The 20,972-nt window shown below is 65.2% G+C and carries 19 protein-coding genes; 14 read left to right on the top strand and 5 right to left on the bottom strand.

Going from position 1 to position 20,972, the window contains the following annotated elements; genetic code table 11:
• The first annotated feature begins 297 nt into the window (after positions 1–297).
• Genes ASB57_RS19835 through puuE form a run of 4 tightly spaced genes read left to right on the top strand, consistent with a single transcriptional unit; the run spans position 298 to position 3,933 of the window.
• On the top strand, positions 298–1,215 hold the full coding sequence (locus ASB57_RS19835) for a polysaccharide deacetylase family protein (protein WP_057653775.1): 918 nt from the start codon (positions 298–300) through the stop codon (positions 1,213–1,215).
• 53 nt (positions 1,216–1,268) lie between these two features.
• Complete coding sequence (locus ASB57_RS19830) at positions 1,269–2,327, top strand: ABC transporter substrate-binding protein (protein ID WP_057653774.1); 1,059 nt, start codon at positions 1,269–1,271, stop codon at positions 2,325–2,327.
• Positions 2,327–3,010 (top strand): aspartate/glutamate racemase family protein, encoded by a 684-nt coding sequence (locus tag ASB57_RS19825; RefSeq protein WP_057653773.1) that lies wholly within the window; start codon positions 2,327–2,329, stop codon positions 3,008–3,010. Before ASB57_RS19830 ends, ASB57_RS19825 begins: the two co-directional genes overlap by 1 nt.
• Positions 3,007–3,933, top strand: coding sequence for an allantoinase PuuE (gene puuE, locus ASB57_RS19820; RefSeq protein ID WP_057653772.1), 927 nt, complete (start codon positions 3,007–3,009; stop codon positions 3,931–3,933). The genes ASB57_RS19825 and puuE overlap by 4 nt, the downstream gene beginning before the upstream one ends.
• Here the strand turns inward: puuE and ASB57_RS19815 are convergent.
• Positions 3,900–5,114 (bottom strand): beta-propeller fold lactonase family protein, encoded by a 1,215-nt coding sequence (locus ASB57_RS19815; protein ID WP_057653771.1) that lies wholly within the window; start codon positions 5,112–5,114, stop codon positions 3,900–3,902. The two genes, puuE and ASB57_RS19815, sit on opposite strands and share 34 nt — an antisense overlap.
• A gap of 15 nt (positions 5,115–5,129) precedes the next feature.
• Entirely contained in the window at positions 5,130–6,104 is a 975-nt protein-coding gene (locus ASB57_RS19810) for a tripartite tricarboxylate transporter substrate binding protein (RefSeq protein ID WP_057653770.1), read from the bottom strand.
• 140 nt (positions 6,105–6,244) lie between these two features.
• On the opposite strand from ASB57_RS19810, the gene ASB57_RS19805 reads away from it, so the two are divergent.
• From ASB57_RS19805 to ASB57_RS19795, 3 genes are all read left to right on the top strand, one after another.
• Complete coding sequence (locus ASB57_RS19805; RefSeq protein WP_082621725.1) at positions 6,245–7,048, top strand: helix-turn-helix domain-containing protein; 804 nt, start codon at positions 6,245–6,247, stop codon at positions 7,046–7,048.
• 91 nt (positions 7,049–7,139) lie between these two features.
• Positions 7,140–8,360 carry an alpha-hydroxy acid oxidase gene (locus ASB57_RS19800; RefSeq protein WP_057653769.1) on the top strand — a complete coding sequence of 407 codons (1,221 nt, stop codon included), beginning with the start codon at positions 7,140–7,142 and terminating at the stop codon, positions 8,358–8,360.
• A gap of 62 nt (positions 8,361–8,422) precedes the next feature.
• Positions 8,423–9,415, top strand: coding sequence for a tripartite tricarboxylate transporter substrate binding protein (locus tag ASB57_RS19795; protein ID WP_057653768.1), 993 nt, complete (start codon positions 8,423–8,425; stop codon positions 9,413–9,415).
• A gap of 11 nt (positions 9,416–9,426) precedes the next feature.
• On the opposite strand, the gene ASB57_RS19790 is transcribed toward ASB57_RS19795, so the two are convergent.
• Positions 9,427–9,840: a BrnA antitoxin family protein gene (locus ASB57_RS19790; RefSeq protein ID WP_231755199.1), complete on the bottom strand. Its 414-nt coding sequence runs from the start codon at positions 9,838–9,840 to the stop codon at positions 9,427–9,429.
• Between the two features lie 82 nt (positions 9,841–9,922).
• On the opposite strand from ASB57_RS19790, the gene ASB57_RS19785 reads away from it, so the two are divergent.
• From ASB57_RS19785 to ASB57_RS19775, 3 genes are all read left to right on the top strand, one after another.
• On the top strand, positions 9,923–10,738 hold the full coding sequence (locus ASB57_RS19785; RefSeq protein ID WP_057653767.1) for a protein phosphatase 2C domain-containing protein: 816 nt from the start codon (positions 9,923–9,925) through the stop codon (positions 10,736–10,738).
• Between the two features lie 124 nt (positions 10,739–10,862).
• Positions 10,863–11,174 (top strand): helix-turn-helix domain-containing protein, encoded by a 312-nt coding sequence (locus tag ASB57_RS19780; protein WP_057653766.1) that lies wholly within the window; start codon positions 10,863–10,865, stop codon positions 11,172–11,174.
• Entirely contained in the window at positions 11,171–12,622 is a 1,452-nt protein-coding gene (locus ASB57_RS19775; RefSeq protein ID WP_057653765.1) for a type II toxin-antitoxin system HipA family toxin, read from the top strand. Before ASB57_RS19780 ends, ASB57_RS19775 begins: the two co-directional genes overlap by 4 nt.
• A gap of 16 nt (positions 12,623–12,638) precedes the next feature.
• On the opposite strand, the gene ASB57_RS19770 is transcribed toward ASB57_RS19775, so the two are convergent.
• Positions 12,639–13,358 carry a GNAT family N-acetyltransferase gene (locus ASB57_RS19770; RefSeq protein WP_057656289.1) on the bottom strand — a complete coding sequence of 240 codons (720 nt, stop codon included), beginning with the start codon at positions 13,356–13,358 and terminating at the stop codon, positions 12,639–12,641.
• 161 nt (positions 13,359–13,519) lie between these two features.
• Here ASB57_RS19770 and ppc point away from each other — a divergent pair, with 161 nt between their 5' ends.
• From ppc to ASB57_RS19750, 4 genes are all read left to right on the top strand, one after another.
• Entirely contained in the window at positions 13,520–16,324 is a 2,805-nt protein-coding gene (gene ppc, locus ASB57_RS19765) for a phosphoenolpyruvate carboxylase (RefSeq protein ID WP_057653764.1), read from the top strand.
• 145 nt (positions 16,325–16,469) lie between these two features.
• Positions 16,470–17,945 carry an aldehyde dehydrogenase gene (locus ASB57_RS19760; RefSeq protein WP_197425163.1) on the top strand — a complete coding sequence of 492 codons (1,476 nt, stop codon included), beginning with the start codon at positions 16,470–16,472 and terminating at the stop codon, positions 17,943–17,945.
• A gap of 78 nt (positions 17,946–18,023) precedes the next feature.
• Positions 18,024–19,046: a tripartite tricarboxylate transporter substrate binding protein gene (locus ASB57_RS19755; RefSeq protein WP_057653762.1), complete on the top strand. Its 1,023-nt coding sequence runs from the start codon at positions 18,024–18,026 to the stop codon at positions 19,044–19,046.
• Positions 19,047–19,099: 53 nt separating this feature from the next.
• Positions 19,100–20,002, top strand: a complete 903-nt coding sequence (locus ASB57_RS19750) for an NAD(P)-dependent oxidoreductase (protein WP_057653761.1) — start codon at positions 19,100–19,102, stop codon at positions 20,000–20,002.
• Here ASB57_RS19750 and ASB57_RS19745 read toward each other — a convergent pair.
• On the bottom strand, positions 19,992–20,912 hold the full coding sequence (locus ASB57_RS19745) for a LysR family transcriptional regulator (RefSeq protein ID WP_057653760.1): 921 nt from the start codon (positions 20,910–20,912) through the stop codon (positions 19,992–19,994). The genes ASB57_RS19750 and ASB57_RS19745 overlap by 11 nt on opposite strands.
• Positions 20,913–20,972: the final 60 nt, after the last annotated feature.

Raw genomic sequence — 20,972 nt, 5'->3', positions numbered from 1 at the left:
GCGTGGCGCTGTCGGACGCAGCGATTCGCGTCCAAAATCGTGCACAGTGTTCACGAAAATGTGCACATATGAGACTTTGGTGTGCACTGTTTTTGAGCAGGCATACGCACGACCGGACCGCGGATCGGCGCCCCTCTATATAGAGCAGACGAGTAGGAACGGGGCCATTCTGCGTCCGGGTATACCCGATACGAAATTGGCATATGGATTGCATACAACCTTGGAACGCAATACGGTCGCCACTTTTCGCTATCCCACACCGGCGCCCGTCCTGCTCCTCCGCTACCTGGAACAAATATGAACGAGCGCGCGCTACCTCGCGATCTGCATGGCTACGGCGGTCATCCGCCACGGGCCCGCTTTCCCAACGGCGCCGCCTTGGCGGTGGCGCTGGCCGTGAACTTCGAGGAAGGCGCCGAATGGGCCATCGCCGACGGCGACGCGGCTGCCGAGCGGGTCGCCGAGATCCATAGTGTCGTGCCGGCGGGCCGCTGGGACCAGGGCACCGAGCAGCAATTCGCGTATGGCATGCGCGCCGGTGTGTGGCGCATCCTGGATGCCCTGGAACAACACCAACGCCACGCCACGTTTTATATGTGCGGCCGCGCCGTGGAGCGGTCGCCGGACATCGCCCGCAGGATCGTCCAGGCTGGACACGAAGCGGCCTGCCATGGCTGGCGTTGGCGGCCGCATGCGGACTACGACGACCGCGAAACCGAACGGGCCGACTTGCGCCGCTGCGTGGCGGTGTTGCGTGACGTCACCGGCGCCGCGCCCGCCGGGTTTTTCTGCCGCGGCAGCGAGAGCCCCTGGACTCGCGAGCTGTTGCGCGAGGAAGGTTTTCTCTACACCAGCAACGGGTTGGATGACGACCTGCCTTACTGGGACGGCGCCGCCGGCGACCGCCCGCTGTTGGTCATCCCCTACGCTTTCGACAGCAACGACATGAAGTTCTTCCATCCCAATGGCTTCGTGCGCGCGGATGACATGGTCGCCTATGTCAAGGACGCCATGGAGGTGCTGTTGGAGGAAGGCCGCCGCGGCGTCCCCAAGCTGCTGAATATCGGCCTGCACCTGCGCATCATCGGCCGTCCCGGGCGTTTCGCCGCGGTGAAACGCATCCTCGATTTGCTGGATAGCTACGGCGACGCGGTCTGGACGCCGCGTCGCATCGATTTGGCCCGCTACTGGCAGGAACACTTTCCCGCGCGCTAACAGCTAGTGCGCATCTCTTGGCGTCAGTCCCTCTCTCTGCAAGGAAACGCTTCATGAACGACATCAACCTGTCCCGCCGCCACCTGATGGCCGGTTTCTCCGGTCTGGCACTCAGCAGCGCGCTGCCGAATCTGGCGCGCGCGCAATCCGACGCCCGCATCGTCGTGCAGACGTTTCCCGGCACTTGGGAACAAGCCGCGCGTAGCGTTATCGTGCCGGCCTTTGCCAAAGCGACCAAGGGGGAGGTCACCATCAGTCCTGTGCTGGCGGTGGACGCGCTGGCGCGCGTCGCGGCGTCCAAGAACGCCCCGCCTTACGATGTCATCCTGATCGATGAGCCCGCCGAGATCACGGCCCGCGCCCAGGACCTGCTGGAGCCTTTGCCCGTCGCGCAGATGCCCAATCTGGCCAAATTGCCGCCGGGCCTGGTTGGCAAGGACGGCTACGGCGCCATGGTGGCGCTGCAGGTATTCGGCATCGCGTACAACCCGCGCACCGTGAAGACGCCGCCGACGTCATGGGAAGACCTGTGGCGCCCCGAATTCAAGGGGCGCGTGCTGATCAACGGTCCGGACACCACCATAGGCGCAACGTGGATGGTGGCGCTGGCGAAGATGCACGGCGGCAGTGAAACGGACCTGGAACCGGCGTGGAAGGCGCTGGAAAAACTCAAGCCCAACCTGGCCACCATTCCGCCGAATCCCGGCGCGGTGGGGCCGCTGTTCCAGCAGGGGCAAGCCGACATCGCGGTCGGATTCCTGAGCGTCGTCGAACCCTTGCGCGCGCGTGGCGTGGACATCGCCATTGCCAAGCCGAAGGAGGGCTGGGGCATCGTCAGCAATATCGCGCACCTGGTCAAAGGCTCGAAGAACAAGGCGCAGGCGGCCGCCTATATCAACACCCAGGTTGACGCCTCGGTGCAGGCGCAGTTGGCGAAGGAGCCTTACTACAACGTGCCGAGCAATCGCGATGTCGCATTCTCCGGGATGCTGGCGCAGGTTGCGCCCAACCTGGACGAATTGCTGAAATCGCGCAGTATGAACTGGGCGCCTATCGCGGCGCAGCGCCGTGAGTTGATCGACCGCTTCAACCGCGAATTCCGGCGCGGCTGATGCATCTGCTCGTCCTCAATCCCAACACGTCGGAGGCGGTCAGCGGCCGTTTGCGTAAGGTGCTGTCGTCCGGTCTGGCGCCGGGCGAGCAGCTACGCGTCGAGACCGCCGCGACCGGGCTGGCCTATATCGGTGATGTTGATGCCATGGCGGTCGGCGCGCAGGCCGCGCGGGCGCGCCTGCACGACGTCATGGCCATGGAAAGCCCCTTCGATGTGGTGTTGCTGGGTTGCTTCGCCGACTTGGATACGGCGGGCTTGCGGGCGTTGGCGAGACGGCCCGCTGTCAGCCTGCTGGGTGCGTCCTTGCGGCTGGCCGCGCGCTCGGGCCGGCGCTGGGCAGTGGTCACGGGCGGGGCGGGGTGGCGCCGCCTGCTGCCCGACATGTTCGCCGCCGCCATGCGGACGCAAGCCGTGGATGGAGCGCTGGTCAGCGTGCGTACCTTCGAACCGCAGGATCCCGCCATTGCCGGCGACCCGCTATGCATGCGCGCGGAGATTACACGCCTGGCGCATCTTTGCGCGGATGAAGATGACGCCGACGTGGTTATCGTCGGTGGCGCGGGATTGGGGGGATTGGCGCCGGCGGGACTCGTTGGCCGCAAGGGCATCAAGGTTCTGGATAGCGTCTTGTGCGGGCTTGAGGTCGCACGCGAACTGGGGAATCAGGAGTCAAGACCATGACGGATACTTACCCGCGCGATTTCATCGGCCATGGGGCCAAACCCCCGCAGGCTGACTGGCCTGGCGGTGCGCGCATCGCCGTGCAGTTCGTCCTCAATTACGAAGAGGGCGCCGAAAGCTCGGTCCTGGATGGCGACGCCCTGTCCGAGCGCTTTCTTTCGGAAATCGTCGGTGCCGAGGGTTATCCTGCTCGTCACATGAGCATGGAGTCCATCTACGAGTACGGTTCTCGCGTCGGTGTATGGCGTATCCTGCGCGAGTTCGAGAGGCGAGGCCTGCCGCTGACGATTTTCGGCGTTGCGCTGGCTTTGCAGCGTAACCCTGACGTCGCGCGCGCGTGCGTTGAACTGGGCCATGAGATCGCGTCTCATGGCTGGCGTTGGCTGCATTATCAGAATGTTGACGAGGCCACCGAGCGCGAGCATATGCGGTCGGCCACGGAATGCGTGCGCCAGCTGACCGGCGGCGCGTGGCCGCTGGGCTGGTACACCGGCCGCGACAGCCCTAACACCCGGCGCCTGCTGGTCGAGCATGGCGGCTACGAGTACGACAGCGATTATTACGGCGATGACCTGCCGTTCTGGACGCAGGTGGCGCGGCAGGATGGCACGGTGTCGCCCCATCTGGTGGTGCCGTACACCCTGGACACCAACGACATGCGTTTTGCCACGCCCCAGGGGTTCAACACCGCGACGCATTTCTATGAATATCTGCGCGACAGCTTTGACGTGCTGTATGCCGAGGGCGCCGAGACGCCGCGCATGATGTCCATAGGCATGCACTGCCGGCTTTTAGGGCGACCGGGACGTTTTGTCGCTTTGCAGCGCTTTCTGGATCACGTGCAGCGGCACGACCGCGTGTGGATATGCCGGCGTATCGATATCGCGCGTCATTGGGCGGGGCGGCACACCGTGGGGCGATAGGCCGGCACGAAGTCGGCCCAGAACAACTGCTCCGTGCCCACGTCGACCACGTCCTGACGCATCAGCGCCAAATGGCCAGAGCCGGCCACATGGAAGCTGTGCAAGCCAGCGGCATGAGCCACGATGCGGCCGTCGTCGTCCACGCGGCGGCCGGCCTGTCTTAACGCAGCGACCAGGACGCTGCCGTCTTCTGACAAGGCAACGCAGCGCGCATGCAGGCCATCCAGTTCCACCCGTTGCAGTCGCCGAGGTTCACCCGTCGCGTCATCCAGCTCGAAGACCACGATGCTGTTCTCGCCGCAGGGGACAGGCTGGCCCGGTGCCGCGGGCACTGGATGGGCGCGGTTGATGACATACGCGTAGCGACCGGCAGGATGAAGCACGATTGCGCCGCCCAATTGCGGCGAGCGCACCGTCTTGGGATTCTTCAAAAGATCGACTGACCAACAAGGCGCGGAGTCGATGACGCCGCCACTGCACCGGAATCCCACCAGACGATTTTGCCGCTCCAACACCGCGTAAAGGATAGGCCTGTTCGGATGGAAAGCGCAGTTCCGCGGACCGAAACCAAAGCCGCCATTCGGCGCGACGGCACGCACGCCTGCCATCGATGGTCCGTCTTCGCGCAGCACCCGCAAAGCGCCAGGGTTCTCCTTGCTGGCGAAACGGGCGTCATCGCCACGGCACGTCAGCAGCCAGTCGGCGCCGGAGGGCATCGGCAGCACCTGATGGGGAAACCAACCGACCAGATCAGCGCCCTCCGCCAGGCATTTCTGTCCCCTCACGAAGCCGAGAGTATCCAGGTCGTGGATGGTCACGGCTGCCGGACGGTTGTAGGCCAGCGCCAGGCGATCTCCGACCGCGCTCAGGGCCAGGTGTAGCGGCCGATACGGGAGCGCGACGGGTTCCGCCAACACGCGCATGCCGACGTCGTCCAGCGCCACCTGAACCAGGCAGTGACGATCTCCCACGCTTGCGACGCCGCCGTTGCTGCACGCGACGTAGGCGATGGGCCTGCGCGGATGGAAGCAGGCATACTGGACATCCAGGGGCATCTCCAGCGTGTCACGCTCGATCAATCCCGTGGCATCCAGACCGTAGCTGACAAGACGCCGCCCCACTGAGGCCAACATCGACTGGCCACGCCACGAGGCCTGATCGATGACATATCCCGACGCCATTCCCATCCCTCCGCGTCAGTTCAATTCAATATTCGCGTCCTTGATGACGCGATCCCATACCGCCGTTTCCTGACGCACGATCTCACGCAACACATCAGGACGTTTCAGCATCAGGTCCACGCCCTGGACGTCGAAACGCTGCGCCAACGCGGGATCGCGCAGCACCTGCTCCAAGGCGTCATACAACCTGTCGATGACGCTGGCAGGCGTACGCGCCGGCGCGAAGATGGCGTTCCATGAACTGTAGGTGAAGCCAGGCACGGTCTGGGAAATCTGCGGCAGGCCCTTCATCGGGCTGGCATTGCTGGGCGCGGTTATCCCCAGCGGCCGGATCGAACCGCTCTTGATCATCGCGGTGAACGACGGCATGGTCCCGAAAATGGCCTGGACCCGGCCGGCGGCCAGATCCGTCATCACCTGACCGGCGCCTTTGTACGGGATGTGCGTCACCTGGATGCCCGCCTTGTGCGCGAACAGTTCAGTGCCCAGGTACGCAAGCCCGCCGACACCCGCGGACGCGAAGTTCAGCGCGCCGGGGTTGGCCTTGGCATAAGCGATGAGTTCCTCCACCGATTTGATCGGCGTCTTGGCGCTCACCACCAGCACGTGCGGCGCCGAATCGACCATGGCAACGGGCGCCACCTCGGTCAGGATGTCGACGCGGTGCTTGCTTAGCAGGGGCTGCGAAGTAATGTTGCCGGACGCGCAAAACAGCACCGTATAGCCATCCGGGGAGGAACGCGCCACGGTGTTGAGGGCCGGCACGCCAGCGCCGCCGCCCATGTTCTCGGCGACGAAGGACTGGCCCAGGTTGGCGCCCAGGGCCTGCGCCAGCTCGCGGCCCAGGACATCCGTCGCACCGCCCACGGCGAAAGGAATGATCAAGCGGATCGGCCTGCTCGGGTAACGCTCCTGCGCGGCAGCGGCAAAGGGAAGGATTGCCATCGCGCCGAGCAGGCGGCGCCTGCCCAGGTTCGCCAGGGTGCTCATCGCCAAGTCTCCAAATCTGTTTTTTCTGAGGGTAGGAATGATGACCATAGGCCCGCGGAAAGGCAATGCGTTACGGCAGGCGTAACATGGCGGCATCAATGATCAATATTCAGCGATCGACTTCCCGCACGTAAACAGCCATGGCGACATCCCGTGTCAGCAAAGCTCCAGCGCTACCCACCGCGCGGTCCCCTCTGAAGGGACCCGCGGACATTCCGCCGACACCCGGGCAGGAGCACGTCCATTCCGTCGTTCGCGCGATGTCTTTGCTCAAGGCATTTGACGGCGGCGACGAGGTCTTTCTGTCGCTGACGGAACTGGCCCGCCGCACGGGCATGCACAAACCCACCGCGTTGAGGCTGGCACGCACCTTGGCGCTATCGCGCTTCATGGTCCAGCGTGAGGACGGGGCGTGGCGCCTCGGGCCCGCGGCCGGGTGGATAGGCTCGCGTTACCAGGCCCAGTTCGACATCGGCGCGGTGATCGAGCCCGTGCTGCGTCAGCTCTCGATCAAGACAGGCGAGAGCGCCTCGTTCTACGTGCACGAGGGCAACCTGCGCAGCTGCCTGATGCGATGCGACGGCCCCAATGCGCGTCCCGATCACCCTCGCTCGGGCGAGCTCCTGCCCCTGGAGCTGGGCGCGCCAGGCCGCACCATCCTTGCCGCGCTGGGTGAACCAGGCGATCTGTACGAAGAAATCAGGCGCCAGGGTTTCCATTGGGCGCGCGCTGAACGCTCCACTGGCGCCGCCGCCGTCGCGGCCGCGGTACGGGGCGGGCAAGGTACGGTGCTGGGGGCGATCAGCACATCCGGTCCGGTTGAACGGCTGACACCGGCTGTCCTGCGCAAGCTGGCACCCGCCACGGTCGCCGCCGCCAAGCAACTGGGCGTGGCGCTGGGAGGCGTTCCTGCCACCGCCCTGCGGGCGACGTGGCACCCCTGACGTTACGCAGGGCGTAACGCATTGCCGATTGGCGAGGTCGTGTTTTCCAATGTGAGCCCTTCTGCATTCATGCGGACTCTCACGGAATTCCATGACGACCACTCCACCGCGGCAGCAGCTTGGTCCGGCGCCGAATGCCCGCAAGCACCTGCCTTCCGCACTGCGCGGCATTCTTTGCCTTGCCGACCTCGAACCCGCGGCCCGGCGGGTCTTGCCGCGGCCGATCTTCGGCTATCTGCAGGGCGGGGTGGAGGACAACGTCACTTTGCAGGCCAATGTGGCGGCCTTTCGTCGATGGCTGTTCCGGACCAACGTCCTGGTGGACGTCTCCACGCGTGAACAGGGCCGGGAACTGCTGGGTCAGCGCTATCGCGCACCGTTCGGCATCGCGCCCATGGGGCTTTGCGCCATGTTCGCGTTCGATGGCGACGTCGCCATAGCGCGGGCCGCGGAGGCCGCCGGAATCCCTTACATCTTGAGCGGCGCGTCGCTGACGCGCATGGAGCGGGTGGCGCAGGCGGCGCCGACCTGCGCCTGGTTCCAGGCCTATATTCCGGGTGAGCCCGCACACATCGAAAGCCTGCTGGAGCGCGTGCGGCAAGCCGGATTCCAGACTCTGGTCGTGACGGTCGATACCGCCACCTTGGCCAACCGCGAAAACAATGTGCGCGTCGGTTTTTCCACCCCCCTGCGGCCGAGTCTGCGCCTGGCCTGGGACGGCGTGCTGCGTCCTCGTTGGTTGCTGGGCACTTTGGGCCGCACCTTGGTCAAACACGGCATGCCGCATTTCGAGAATGCGGGATCCGGTCGCGGCGTGCCCATCATCTCCAGCAATGTCGTGCGGCAGTTCGGCCTGCGCGATCACCTGAGCTGGGAGCATCTTGCGCTCATACGCCGGCAATGGTCCGGCAAGCTGGTGGTCAAAGGGATCATTTCCTCGAGCGATGTCATGCGGGCGGAACAGGCCGGCGCCGACGGCGTGATCCTGTCCAACCACGGTGGCCGGCAGCTGGACGGCACGGCGCCTCCTTTGCTTGTGCTGCCTGACGCAGTGAAGGCGAAGGGCCGGATGGCCTTGATGCTGGACAGCGGCATCCGTCGTGGCACGGATGTCCTCAAGGCGCTGGCGCAGGGCGCTGACCATGTTTTCGTTGGCCGTCCCATGGCCTATGCCGCAGCCGTTGGCGGCGAGCAAGGCGTGGCCCATGCGATCACGCTGCTGCGCGACGAAATACACCGCGATATGGCTCTGCTGGGCGTCCGCAGTCTTGATGATCTATGTGAGGAACATTTGATAGCCGCTACGCCGTAGTGTTTCCCCGTTTTTGCTTCAACTTCGATCTACCAAAAAACAGATTAATCCGGAGACAGACAATGAAATTCCCCGCTCAACGCCGCGGCGTGTTCGCGGTCGCCATCGCCGCCACCTTGCTCGCGCATCCTCTCCTGACCTGGGCACAGAAGGCCGACTATCCCAACCACGCCGTCAGGGTCATCGTGCCCTTCGTACCTGGGGGCAATGCCGACAGCAGCGCCCGCATCTTTGCCGAGGCTTACGGCAAGCAATTGAATCAGTCGTTCATCGTGGAAAACAAAGGCGGCGCCGGCGGCATGATCGGCGCTACGCAAATGGTGCGGGCCACGCCGGACGGCTACACCATCATGATAGGCACCACGGCGCCCATCGTGGCGAGTTGGCAGTTGGCGGGCAAGACGGCCAGCTACAGCTTGAAGGACATGAAGCCGGTGGCGCTGCTGACCCAGGTTCCCGGGGTGATCGTGACCAAGCCCGATTCACAATGGAAGACCTATGCGGACCTGGTGGCGTATGCGAAGTCTCATCCCGGCGCCCTGAAGTTCGGTCATCCTGGCAATGGGACGGCGGGGCATGTGAACATCCTGCAATTGCAGAAGGCGCTGTCCGAAAAGTTCATCATCGCGGCGTATAAGGGCGCGGGGCCGGCGGTGCAGGATCTGCTTGGCGGTCAGTTGGATGTAGTGGCAACGGACCTGCCTTCGGCGCTGCAGTTGATCAAGGGGGGACAATTGCGCGCCCTGGCCGTGGTCTTCCCGCAGCGCGTTTCATCCTTGCCTGATGTCGCGACCATGACGGAACTCAAGCAGCCCGAGGTGGATATCGCGCCGTTCACGGCGACCATGGCGCCGCGCGACGTTCCTGCCGGCGTCGTCGCGCGCCTTGTCCAGGCGAGCGACGCCGCGCTGGCGGATCCGGCGATACGCAAACGCATAGAAGACATCGGTGGCGTGCCGGTCAAGATGAACGGCGCGGAGTTCGAGCAGTTCCTGGCGCGCCAGACCGCGACGTATCAGGGCCTGGTCGCCTCGGGGTTGCTGACTGCCGAGTAGGGGATTCGCCTTCAGGTCTTGTTCATGTCGCGCTCCTGCTGCATGGCGCTACGGGCCTGAAGCCAATCCTTTAACACCTGATTCACGCGCGCCTGCCAGCCGTGGCCGGTGGCGCGGAAGCCTTCCACGACATCGAGGGAAAGGCGGACGGATATGCGGATTTTCTTGGGTGGTTTGCCTGGGTTGGGCACAGCTTCTGTGACTTGCGTGTTCACGGCGATTAACCTCGCGATCAATGGGTTCATGGATAGAGGATGCAGATCCTGCCGGACCCGCAGACAGGCCGATCGGATCGCATGCAGCATCGTGAGGCGTATCGGCCGCACACCATCGAACTCATCGAAAAATAGGACTAAATAACCCCCCCGTGGCGGGATCACTGCCTCTGCGGCGGAATAGTCGCCATCGATCTTTCCAATGACCACGTTTTTTCAGCCACTGCTCCGGCGACTATGATCTGGTGACCGCCATATGCCTTGGCCATTACCTATCGATGGACCCCGAGCCATGCATTTCGATCTGATTCAATCCCTGAGCATCGCGGGTAAAACCAGCGTTCCCAATGACGACCGTATCGGTTGCGGGGAGCGGCACGCATGGGTCATCGACGGTGCGACGGACCTGGGGCCGCCGGGACTGATGGGGCCGCAAGGCGGCGCGGCCTGGCTGGCCGCTACGGCGCACAAGGCATTTACCGGCGCGGGCGGGACTATCGAAAATATCTGCGCCGCTGTCTTCGACCAGGTGGCCGCCGCCTACGAGCGGGAGCGGCGTCGCGATCCGGTTGCCCGCTGGGAAGTGCCCCGGGCGGCGTTTGCCGCGATCGCCATCGACGAAGACGGTCTGGGCTGCGCCTGCATCGCCGACTGCGTGATCCTGCATCGCAGCGCCCAGGGCGTCGCCTTTCTGACCCCCGAACCCGACCGCCACATCGAACAGGCCGAGGCCGCCGCTCTGGGCCCGGGCGCGGGCGCGAGCGGCGTAAGTTCGCCAGAGGTTCTCGCGGACCGCCGCGCTTCTCGCGACCGCGCCAATGTGGCGCTGGGCATCGACGCCGAACAGATCAAGGCGCACACGCACTATGCACGCGCGAAGTTAACGCCGGGCGACGACCTGTTCCTGCTGAGCGACGGCTACGCCGCCCTGATCGATACCTATCACCGCTACGATGCCGCCAGGCTCGTCGCGCGGATACAGGAGCACGGCCTGGTGCCCCTCGCGGAAGAACTGCGCCGCATCGAAGAAGAGGATGACGGCTGCCTGCGCTACCCCCGCTTCAAGCCCAGCGACGATGCCTCCGCGCTCTGGATACGAGTGGGATAGCCTAATCTCCGTGGGTGTGGAACTATAGTAGTGGAAATGGATTTTATGGCACTGTAGTAGTGCGGATTAACTGGGATTTGTATTACTATAGTAGTGTAAATAGCAATTACACTACTATAGTGCTATGAAAACCTACGAAGAAGTGGCAGAGGCGTTGCGGGCGGCCATCAAGCGCCGCGGGGTGACCCAAGCGCTGCTCAAGGACGAGGCGGGGGTTTCGCAGCGGACCTTGACCAAAGTGCTGAGCGGAACCGAGGACTTCAAATTGAGCACGCTCTTCGCCCTTGCTGACCGCCTGGGGCTGGAGCTGGTATTGGCGCCCAAGGATGCCGCGCCGGCGGTGGCGGCCGGCCCCGTCACGCCACCCGCTGTCCGTTCGCGCGTCGCCGGCGCCCTGGAGCGCATCGACGCTTTGAAGGGCAGGACTGAACCATGAACATCAAGGCCCTGGGTCTTGCGATCGGCAAGCTGCGTATCGGCGTGCTCTTTCAATATCAAGAGCCGGGGCGGGCGGACGCGCAAGTCATCACCCGATTTGTCGCGGACGATGCCTTCATCGCCCTGCGTAATCCCCCCGTCATCTCGGCCGCATACCTGTCGGACAATCCCGAGCAGCAGGCCGCCTTCTGGCGTGACATTACGGCCACGCCGTTCAACGGCCGCTACTCGAACAAGAACGGCTGGCTGCTGCCGGCCTTTTTCCAGAACCTTCTGCCCGAAGGCGTGTTTCGAGATCATGTCGCGGCGCTGCGGGAATGCGCGCCGACCGATAACTTTGAAATGCTGGCGGCCTGCGGCAAGGACCTGCCGGGCAACGTGTATGCGTTTCCCGTCGCGCTGTCGCAAGACGAGATGACGCGGTACATCACGCAGAACCAGGATGCGCTGGAGATGTCGGTCACCGAAGCGCCCATGGATGACGGCGTGTCGCTTTCCGGGGTGCAGCCCAAGGTGGCGGTGATCAAGGACGGTGACCGCTACGTCGGCCGCACCAAGGATGCGGATACCCACATCATCGCCAAGCTGCCGGTCGTAGGGCAGCCCATGCTGCCGGAGCTGGAGCATCTGTCGCTGCAACTGGCCGCCGCGGCCGGCGTCACTGTCTGCGAGACCTACCTCGAGCCTCTGGAAAAGCTGGCCGTGCAACACGGTTACGACCTGGGCGATGCCGATGGCCGGACCAACTTCCTGGCGGTCGTCCGCTACGACCGCATGCCGGGCGGCGGCCGTATCCATTGCGAAGACTTCGCGCAGATACTGGGACAGATGCCCGAAGACAAGTACGGCGGCGGCCGGCCCGCGACGGGCCCCCTGACGTACCTCGATATCGCGGCGGTCTTGTACACCTTCGACTCGTTGGGGGAGGCGGCGGTGCATGAGCTGCTGCGCCGCCTGGTGGTCAACGAGATGCTCGGCAATCCGGACATGCATCTGAAAAACGTCGGCCTGCGCTACCCGGACGGCAAGACCCCGCAGTTCCCGCCGGCGTATGACATCGTTGCGTACGCGGCATTCAACCGCAACATCGGCCACGGGCTGATGATCGTCGCGCCCGACCTGCTGCCGCGCCGACGCGATGCCCAAGGTACCGCGAACACGACAGTTGCAGGTGGACGACCGCTCGCGAAAATGCAAACGAAGCAGCAGCTTTCGCCAGCCCTGGTCCGTGTGTTCTGCGGCGCCTTGGGCATCCCGGAGAAGCCCGCGGCCAAAGTCATCTCGGATTGCGTGCGCAAGGCATACCGAACCTGGCCCGCCATGATCGCCGCCGCGGGAATCACCAGCCAGCAAAAGAAAAAGCTGCTGGATCACTTCCAGGCACATCCTTTCGTGGCCTCGCTGGCCAGGCGCGACAAGCGCGACAAGGCGCCACCGGACGCCTAGATATGACGCCCGTGGATCAGCCCTTGATCTCCGCGCGAATCGCGGCCAGGGATTTCTTCTGCCGCCCCTGCTCGTCCTGGTTCGCGGGCGCGAGCCAGGTCTCGAAGGCCTGTTTCAAGACGGGCCATTCGGTGTCAATGATGGCGTACCACGCGGTGTCGCGCGAGCGGCCCTTATAGACGACCAGTTGCCGGAACACGCCTTCGAAGCTGAACCCCAGGCGCTCGGCGGCCGCGCGTGAGGGCCCGTTAAGGCTGTCGCACTTCCATTCATAGCGCCGATAACCGAGCTGATCGAAGGCATAGGCCATGAGCAGGAATTGCGCCTCGGTGGAGATAGGCGTGCGCTTGAGCAGCGGCGAGAAGGTGACATGGCCGACTTCAATCACGCCCACCGCGGGCGTGATGCGCATCAGCGCCAGGGTGCCGACCGCCTGGTTCGTGCGCAGGTCGATCACCGCATAGTGGCGCGGATCGCTGCTGCGGGCAGCATTCTCGGCATAGCGTTGGAATTCTTCCAGCGTGGCGGGCCGCTCCAGAGACAAATACGTCCAGTCACGGCCATCGGGCGCGACCTGATACGCCGCGTGGAGATCAGCGGCATGGCGCTGCGCATCGAGGGGTTCAAGGCGGCAATGCCGGCCTTGCAGCGTGACGGCAGCCGGGTCGGGGCGGGCCGACCAGTCCGGCAGCGCGGGGCCTATGGGTTGTCCGTATTCGTTGTTGCGGGTGGCCATGGTCATATGCGTAAGGTGGGGAGAAGGTCGAGCGATTCTAGAGTCTCCCGGTCTACCTGGATGAACCAGTAACGGGGAATCTCAGTGGGCCACAATTCGGTATAGTGGTCCTTTCTCGCATCCGTCCCCGGGCCGCGGGGCTGAGCTTCGGACCCAGTCTCATGAAAAATCTGCAGGCAGAAAGCGATAAAGAGAAACCCTTGCTGGAGGATATCCGCCTGTTGGGGCAGATATTGGGCGAGGTGATACGCGAGCAGGAAGGCGAGGAGGCCTATGCCCTGATCGAGCATATCCGCCAGTTGGCCGTGGCCGACCGGCGCGGGCAGGCCGATGCCCCCGAAGGCCAGCTGGAGAACCTGCTGCATGGCCTGTCAGGCGACCAGGCCGTGACGGTGGTGCGGGCCTTCACCTACTTCAGCCACCTGGCCAACCTGGCCGAGGACCGGCATTTCCTGCGGCGGCGCGAAGCCCATGAGCAGCGCGGCGAGCAATCCCGTGGCAGCGTGGCGGGCGCGCTGGATCGCCTGCAAGCCGCGGGGGTGAACCAGACCGACATCGTGGCGACCCTGGAGCGGGCCTATATCTCGCCGGTCCTCACCGCCCACCCCACCGAGGTGCAGCGCAAGAGCATCCTGGACGCGGAAAAGGCCATCGCGGGCCACTTGGGACGTTGGGAACAGCTGCGCCAGGTCGAGGCGCGCCACGATGGCGACGCGCGCCTGCCCGCCTGGCGGCGCGAAACCGAAGACGCCATCCGGGCGCGCGTCACCCAACTCTGGCAGACGCGCATGATACGCAATGCCAAGCTGACGGTGCAGGACGAGATCGACAATGCCCTGAGCTACTACGAGTCGACGTTCCTGACCGAAGTGCCGACGCTGTACGAAACCCTGGAAGACTGCCTGGATGTGCCGCGCCTGCCGGTGTTTTTCCGCATGGGCCAATGGATAGGCGGCGACCGCGACGGCAATCCCAATGTCACGGCCACCTCCTTGCGCTATGCCTTGCAAAGGCAATCCCGCGTTGCCTTGCGCCATTATCTGGCGGAGGTCCACGCGCTGGGCGCGGAGCTTTCGTTGTCGGAGCGGCGCGTTGGCGTCAGCGCGGCCTTGCACGAGCTGGCCCAGTCGTCCGGCGACGACAGCGAGCGGCGCGCCGATGAGCCCTACCGGCGCGCATTGACCGTGGTCTATGCCCGTCTGGCGGCACGGCTACGCACCTTGTCGGCCAATGAAAACATCTATCCGCATGAAAGCGTCAGCCGTCCGGCGTACGCAACGGTGGATGAGTTCCTGGCCGACTTGCGCGTCGTGCAAGCCTCGCTCAAGGAAAACCATGGCGCCACCCTGGCGGCCGGCCGCCTGAGAAGCCTGATACGCAAGGTCGAGGTATTCGGTTTTCACCTTGCGACGCTGGACATGCGCCAGAGTTCCGACCAGCACGAGTCCGTCATCGCCGAGTTGCTGAACGCGGCGGGCCTGGCCGACGACTACACCACCCTGGATGAGCCCGCGCGCCGCGCGCTGCTGCTGCGCACCTTGGCCGATCCGCGTCCCTTGACCATCCCCGGCCATGACTACGCCGAACGTACGCGCGTCGAGCTGGACATCTACGCGGCGGCGCGCGAGGTCGTCGCGACGCATGGCGCGCAGGCGCTGCGGCACTACATCATCAGCCACACGGAAGACGTCAGCGATCTGCTGGAAGTGCTGGTGCTGTTGAAGGAGGCGGGCATTCTGACGGGCGCATGGCCCGCGCAGGCGCGCACGCCGGTGATCGTCGTGCCGCTGTTCGAGACCATAGGCGACCTGCGGCGCGCGCCGGACATCATGCGCGAGTACTACGCGCTGCCGGGCATCGCGGCCATGGTGCTGCGTTCGGGCGCCGAGCAGGATGTGATGCTGGGATACTCCGACAGCAACAAGGACGGCGGCATCCTTACCAGCCATTGGGAGCTGTACGTGGCCGAGGTGGCCCTGGCGCGTCTGTTCGCCGAGCTGTCGACCCAGAACGGCACGCCGTTGCGCCTGCGCATGTTCCATGGCCGCGGCGGCGCGGTGGGACGCGGCGGCGGCCCCAGCTACGAAGCCATCCTGGCGCAGCCGCCTGGCACGGTGAACGCGCAGATCCGCCTGACCGAGCAGGGCGAGGTGATCGCTTCCAAGTACGCCAATCCAGAAATCGCCCGGCGCAATCTGGAAACCCTGGTGGCCGCGACCCTGGAAGCGACCTTGCTGCCGGACGCCCATCCGGCGCGGGACGAATACCTGGCCGCCGCCCAGGACCTGTCCGACGCGGGCATGGCGGCCTATCGCGACGTGGTCTACGGCATCCCTGACTTCGCGCACTATTTCTACGACGCCACGCCGGTGCGTGAGATCGCCGAGTTGAATATCGGATCGCGGCCGGCTTCGCGCAAGCCCGGCCGCAAGCTGGAAGACCTGCGCGCCATTCCCTGGGGCTTCGGCTGGGGCCAGAGCCGCCTGACCTTGCCCGGCTGGTTCGGCCTGGGCAGCGCGGTGGACCGCTACGTCGCGAATCATCCGGATGGCGCGGAGGCCGCCTGGCAGCTGCTGCGCGAGATGCACCAGCAGTGGCCCTTCTTCCGCACCCTGGTCGCCAACATCGACATGGTGCTGGCCAAGAGCGACATGAACCTGGCGCGCAAGTACGCGACCTTGGTGGAAGACCGGGCCCTGGCCAAGACGGTGTTCGACGCGATCGCGGCTGAATGGCATCGCACAGTCGCCGCCCTGGCCGGCATCACGGGTAGCGACGACAGGTTGGCGGGCAACCCGGGGCTGGCGCGCTCGATGCGGCACCGCTTTCCCTATATCGATCCTTTGCATCACATCCAGGTCGAGTTGTTGCGGCGTTGGCGGGCGGGCGAGACGGATGAGCGCATCCAGACCGCCATCCACATCAGCATCAACGGCATTGCCGCGGCCCTGCGAAACAGCGGGTGACCCGCCGGGCAGGGCTGGAATCTTGCTTCGCCGTTTCCCTATAACTGAACGTGGGAAACGGTATTAGACGCGCCTGATCCGCACTCCTACACTGCTTTTTGCCGCTCAAGACGGCATGAGAAAAGCCAGGCAGGAGACAAGCGTGATACAGAAGTACGACCTATACATAGACGGCGCGCGCGTGCCCGCCACCAGCGGCCGCCGCCTGCAAAGCACCAATCCCTATACCGGCGCCGTGTGGGCCGAGATTCCCGACGCCGGCGCCGAGGACGTGGCCGCCGCGGTTGCCGCCGCCAACCGCGTCTTCGAGCGCGAGTGGCGCCACACCCCCGGCATCAAGCGCGCCGCCTTGATGTTGAAGCTGGCGGGCCTGATCGAGAAAGATGCCGAGCGCATGTCGCGCATCGAGAGCACCGACAACGGCAAGATCGTGCGCGAAACCCGGCCGCAAATGCTCTGGGTGGGGCGGCAGCTGCGCTATTTCGCCGGCTACGCGGACAAGCTGTTCGGGCAACAGGTGCCGGTCGACCAACCCGACGTCATGGACTACCTGACCCTGGAACCCTATGGCGTGGCCGCCCTGATCACGGCATGGAATTCACCGCTGGCCCTGCTGGCCAACAAGCTGGCGCCGGCACTGGCTGCGGGCAATTGCGTGGTGGTCAAACCCTCCGAGCACGCGTCAGCGTCAACGCTGGAGTTCGCCGCGCTGGTGGAGGAAGCCGGCTTTCCGGCAGGCGTGTTCAACGTCGTCACCGGCGGCGCGGATACGGGTCGCGCGCTGGTGGAAGACCCCGGCGTGGCGCTGGTGAGCTTCACCGGCAGCCCCGGCGTGGGCCGCGAGATCGCCGCCATGGCCGGACGCCGGCTGGTGCCGGTCAAGCTGGAACTGGGCGGCAAGTCGCCCAACATCATCTTCGACGACGCGGATCTGGACCGCGCGGTGGTGGGCGCCCTGGCGGGCATCTTCGGCGCCACCGGACAGACCTGCGTGGCGGGTTCACGCCTGCTGGTGCAGCGCAAGGTGCTGGACGAAGTGGTCAGCCGCCTGGCCGAGCGCGCACCGCGCATCCGCATGGGCGATCCCCTGGACCCCGCCACGGAAATGGGCACGGTGGCCAACGAACCGCAGTTCCGCCGCATCCTCGCCGCGATCGACAGCGCCAAGGAAGCCGGCGCGCGCCTGGTCACGGGGGGCGGCCGCGCGACCGGCGCGGGGCTGGGCGACGGCTATTTCATCCAGCCGACGATATTCTCCGACGTGGATAACGCCAGTCATCTGGCCCAGGAGGAAATCTTCGGACCCGTGTTGGCCATCATCCCTTTCGATACCGAGGAAGAGGCGATACGGTTGGCCAACGACAGCCGCTACGGCCTGGCCGCGGGCCTGTGGACCCGCGACCTGGCGCGTGCCATGCGCGTGTCGCGTTCCCTGCAGGCCGGGTCGGTATGGGTCAATACCTATCGGGCGCTGGCGGCGGGTGCGCCGTTCGGCGGCTTCAAGGAATCCGGCATCGGGCGCGAGCGTGGCGAAGCAGGCCTGCGCGAGTACCTGACCACGCGCAACGTGATGATCGATTATTCCAACGAGGTGCGCGACCCGTTCGCGATCCGCACCTGAGGCGCCCTCGCTGCAACCCGGCCACCACGCATAACGACAAGGCCGGGCAGTGCCGACGCAATAAAAAAGGAGACAGAGATGGGAGACAAGACGCTTTCCGCCAGCCGCCGCGCATGGATGCAGCGTGGACTGATGCTGGGTGGCGCCGCCATGCTGGGCACGGGGGCAAGCGCCCGTGCCGTGGCGGCCGCCACCGCCGACGCCTGGCCCAACGGTCCGATCCGGCTGGTGGTGCCGTTCCCGCCGGGCGGTTCGGTGGATACCGTGGCGCGCACCGTGGGCCCGCAACTGGCGACGCAGCTGGGACAACCCGTGATCATCGAAAATCGGCCGGGCGCCAGCAGCGTGATGGGTGCTCAGCACGTCAAACAGTCCAAACCGGACGGCTACACCATTCTGCTGAACGCCTCACTGCAGGTCGCCAACCCGGTGCTGCTGACCACGGCTACCTACGATGCGCTCAACGACTTCGTGCCCATCACGGAAATCGGCGCGCAGCCGCAGCTGGTGGTGGTGAAGGCCGATGGTCCGTACAAGACCATGGCCGACCTGGTGGAGGACGCGCGCAAACGCCCGCGCCACGTCACCTGGGCGATTGCCGCTTTTGGCGCGGCGGGCCACCTGGCCTGCGCCCTGGTCAATGTGCAGGCGAAAGTCGACATGCCTATCATTCCTTACAAGGGTGGCGGCCCCGCGTTGATGGATGTGATGGGCGGACACGTCTCGGCCCAGATCGAGCCGATGGCGTCGGCCTATCCGCACGTGCAGGCGGGCAAGCTGCGCGCGCTGGCGGTAACCAGCGCCCAAAGGCTGACGTCCTTGCCGGATGTGCCCACCGTCGCCGAGAGCGGCTTTCCCGGCTTCGACATGCCCAGCTGGTATGGCTTGTGGGCGCCGGCGGGTACGCCGCGCGCCATCGTCGACAAGGTGTACGCGGAAACCGCCAAGGCGCTCAAGGTGCAGGCGGTGGCCGACAAGCTGGCGGCCATTTCCTTCATTCCCATGGGGACCACGCCGGACGTCTTCGCCAAGTACTCGGCGAGCGAGCTGGAGAAGTACCGCGACCTGATCAACAAGGCGAATATCAAGGCCGACGCTTGAGCAGGCCGACGCATAAGCCGGCGTGACGCCGGCGCCTCGATGGAGTAGACAGCATGAGTCAATACAAAACCCTCGGTTTCATAGGCCTGGGCGTCATGGGCGAACCCATGTGCAACAACCTGGTGCGCAAGGCGGGCCTGCCGGTACATGTCTTCGACATGAACGCCGAAGCGGTGCAACGCGTGACGGCCAATGGTGGCAAGGCGGAAGCGTCCGCCGCGGATGTCGGCGCCAAGGCCGATGTCGTGTTTCTTTCCCTGCCGTCGATCGACCAGGTCGAACCCGTGGCGCGTGCCCTGGTAGCCGGCGCGCGCAAGCCGTCGACCATCGTCGACATGAGCACCAGCGATGTGGCGCGCAGCCGCGCCTTGGCCGCCGAGTTGAAGGCCTTGGGCGTGACGTTCGTCGACGCGCCGGTGGCCCGCACCGCCGAGGCGGCGGTCAAGGGTACGCTGCTGATCAGCGTGGGTGGCAGCGATGGCGACTTCGAGGCGCTTAAGCCCCTGCTGTCCTGCATGGGCTCGGATGTACTGCATTGCGGCGACACCGGCTGCGGCCAGATCGTCAAGATCCTCAACAACATGATGGTCTTCATGACGGTCAATGCCCTGTCCGAAGTGCTGACCATCGGCCGCCGCGCGGGCATGGACGGCGAACGGCTGTTCGAGCTGCTGTCGGGCGGATCGGCGGACAGCTTCGCCCTGCGCAACCACGGCATGAAGGCCCTGGTGAAGGACAGCTTCCCGGAGAAGGTCTTCCCCATGGTCTATGCGATCAAGGACGCCAGCCTGGCGCTGTCGCTCGCCAAGGCGGGGTCGTTCCAGCCTAAGATCGCCACCTATACGCACAACCTGATGTGCCAGGCCCGCGATGCCGGCATCGTCAATAATTACCACCCCGCCATCGTGCAGCTGGTGGACGGGCGCATCACGCCGAAGACGGACATCAAGCCCTGAGGTCGGGGTCGGCGAGGTCGGCGGAGTCGGGCGCCAGCAGCGGCAGCAGTTCGCCGGCGATCTTGAGCGTGAGCGCGGAAGCATGCTTCTCGCTCCAGATCGCCTCCATGCGCACCTGTCCCGCCGTTGCCGGCAACGCGCGGAACAGCACGCCGGGATATTCGCTGGACGCGTAGGAGCGCGGCACCAGGGCCACGCCGAAGCCGAGCCGCACCATCTGGAAGATCGTCAGCGGGCTGCGGGCCGTGTGCTTGAACGACGGGCTGAAGCCCGCCTCGTAGCAACTGGCGACGATGGCATCGAAAACGGTTGGACCATGCTCCCGCGCCAAGGCGATCATGGGTTCGTCGGCCAGGTCGGCGAGCTGGAAGTCCGCCTTCGCGGCCAGCGCATGGCCTTGGGGCAGCACCGCCATGTAATGTTCGCGGTAGATGGGCAGGCGCATCAGCTTGCTGCGGTCCGGACGGATATGCACCAGGCCGATATCCAGCTGGCCGTGGCTGACCGCGGTGATCTGGTCCTGCGACTGCATGTCGCTGACCGAGATTTCCACGCGGGGATATCGCTCGCGCACCATCTCGACGAAGGTGGGCAGGACATGGAACAGAGCCGATGTGGCGACCCCCAGACGCAAGACGCCGGCGTCGCTGTGCGCGGCACGCACGGTGGCGCTGACCGCGGCTTTCATCTGGCCCAGCAGCAGGCGGCTTTCGCGCAGGAACACGGCGCCCGCGTCAGTCAGCTTGACCTCCCGCCGCGTGCGCTGGAACAACTGTACGCCCAGGTCTTCTTCCAACAGCTTGATGTGTTGCGACAAGGGCGGTTGGGACATGTGCAGGCGTTCGGCCGCCCGGCTGAAACTCAGTTCTTCGGCCACCATGACGAAGTAACGCAGTTGTCTCATGTCCATGATGCTAGTCTCGGAAATAGGGGCGCTCCCAAGCGCCGGCATGGTGCCGGTGTCGGGAGC

The sequence above is a fragment of the Bordetella sp. N genome, assembly GCF_001433395.1.
GTDB lineage: Bacteria > Pseudomonadota > Gammaproteobacteria > Burkholderiales > Burkholderiaceae_B > Bordetella_C.
Note: the sequence above shows the minus strand (reverse complement) of the source record. Positions and strands in the feature narration are given on the sequence as shown.

Bases quoted from the DNA above. Each gene is read 5' to 3' on its own strand.
- ASB57_RS19780 (WP_057653766.1), top strand. From the start codon at position 10,863: ATGAAAACCTACGAAGAAGTGGCAGAGGCGTTGCGGGCGGCCATCAAG.
- ASB57_RS19775 (WP_057653765.1), top strand. From the start codon at position 11,171: ATGAACATCAAGGCCCTGGGTCTTGCGATCGGCAAGCTGCGTATCGGC.
- ASB57_RS19750 (WP_057653761.1), top strand. From the start codon at position 19,100: ATGAGTCAATACAAAACCCTCGGTTTCATAGGCCTGGGCGTCATGGGC.
- ASB57_RS19815 (WP_057653771.1), bottom strand. From the start codon at position 5,114: ATGGCGTCGGGATATGTCATCGATCAGGCCTCGTGGCGTGGCCAGTCG.
- ASB57_RS19800 (WP_057653769.1), top strand. From the start codon at position 7,140: ATGACGACCACTCCACCGCGGCAGCAGCTTGGTCCGGCGCCGAATGCC.
- ASB57_RS19805 (WP_082621725.1), top strand. From the start codon at position 6,245: ATGGCGACATCCCGTGTCAGCAAAGCTCCAGCGCTACCCACCGCGCGG.
- ASB57_RS19795 (WP_057653768.1), top strand. From the start codon at position 8,423: ATGAAATTCCCCGCTCAACGCCGCGGCGTGTTCGCGGTCGCCATCGCC.
- ASB57_RS19785 (WP_057653767.1), top strand. From the start codon at position 9,923: ATGCATTTCGATCTGATTCAATCCCTGAGCATCGCGGGTAAAACCAGC.
- ASB57_RS19755 (WP_057653762.1), top strand. From the start codon at position 18,024: ATGGGAGACAAGACGCTTTCCGCCAGCCGCCGCGCATGGATGCAGCGT.
- ASB57_RS19825 (WP_057653773.1), top strand. From the start codon at position 2,327: ATGCATCTGCTCGTCCTCAATCCCAACACGTCGGAGGCGGTCAGCGGC.
- ppc (WP_057653764.1), top strand. From the start codon at position 13,520: ATGAAAAATCTGCAGGCAGAAAGCGATAAAGAGAAACCCTTGCTGGAG.
- ASB57_RS19830 (WP_057653774.1), top strand. From the start codon at position 1,269: ATGAACGACATCAACCTGTCCCGCCGCCACCTGATGGCCGGTTTCTCC.
- ASB57_RS19770 (WP_057656289.1), bottom strand. From the start codon at position 13,358: ATGGCCACCCGCAACAACGAATACGGACAACCCATAGGCCCCGCGCTG.
- puuE (WP_057653772.1), top strand. From the start codon at position 3,007: ATGACGGATACTTACCCGCGCGATTTCATCGGCCATGGGGCCAAACCC.
- ASB57_RS19745 (WP_057653760.1), bottom strand. From the start codon at position 20,912: ATGGACATGAGACAACTGCGTTACTTCGTCATGGTGGCCGAAGAACTG.
- ASB57_RS19835 (WP_057653775.1), top strand. From the start codon at position 298: ATGAACGAGCGCGCGCTACCTCGCGATCTGCATGGCTACGGCGGTCAT.
- ASB57_RS19810 (WP_057653770.1), bottom strand. From the start codon at position 6,104: ATGAGCACCCTGGCGAACCTGGGCAGGCGCCGCCTGCTCGGCGCGATG.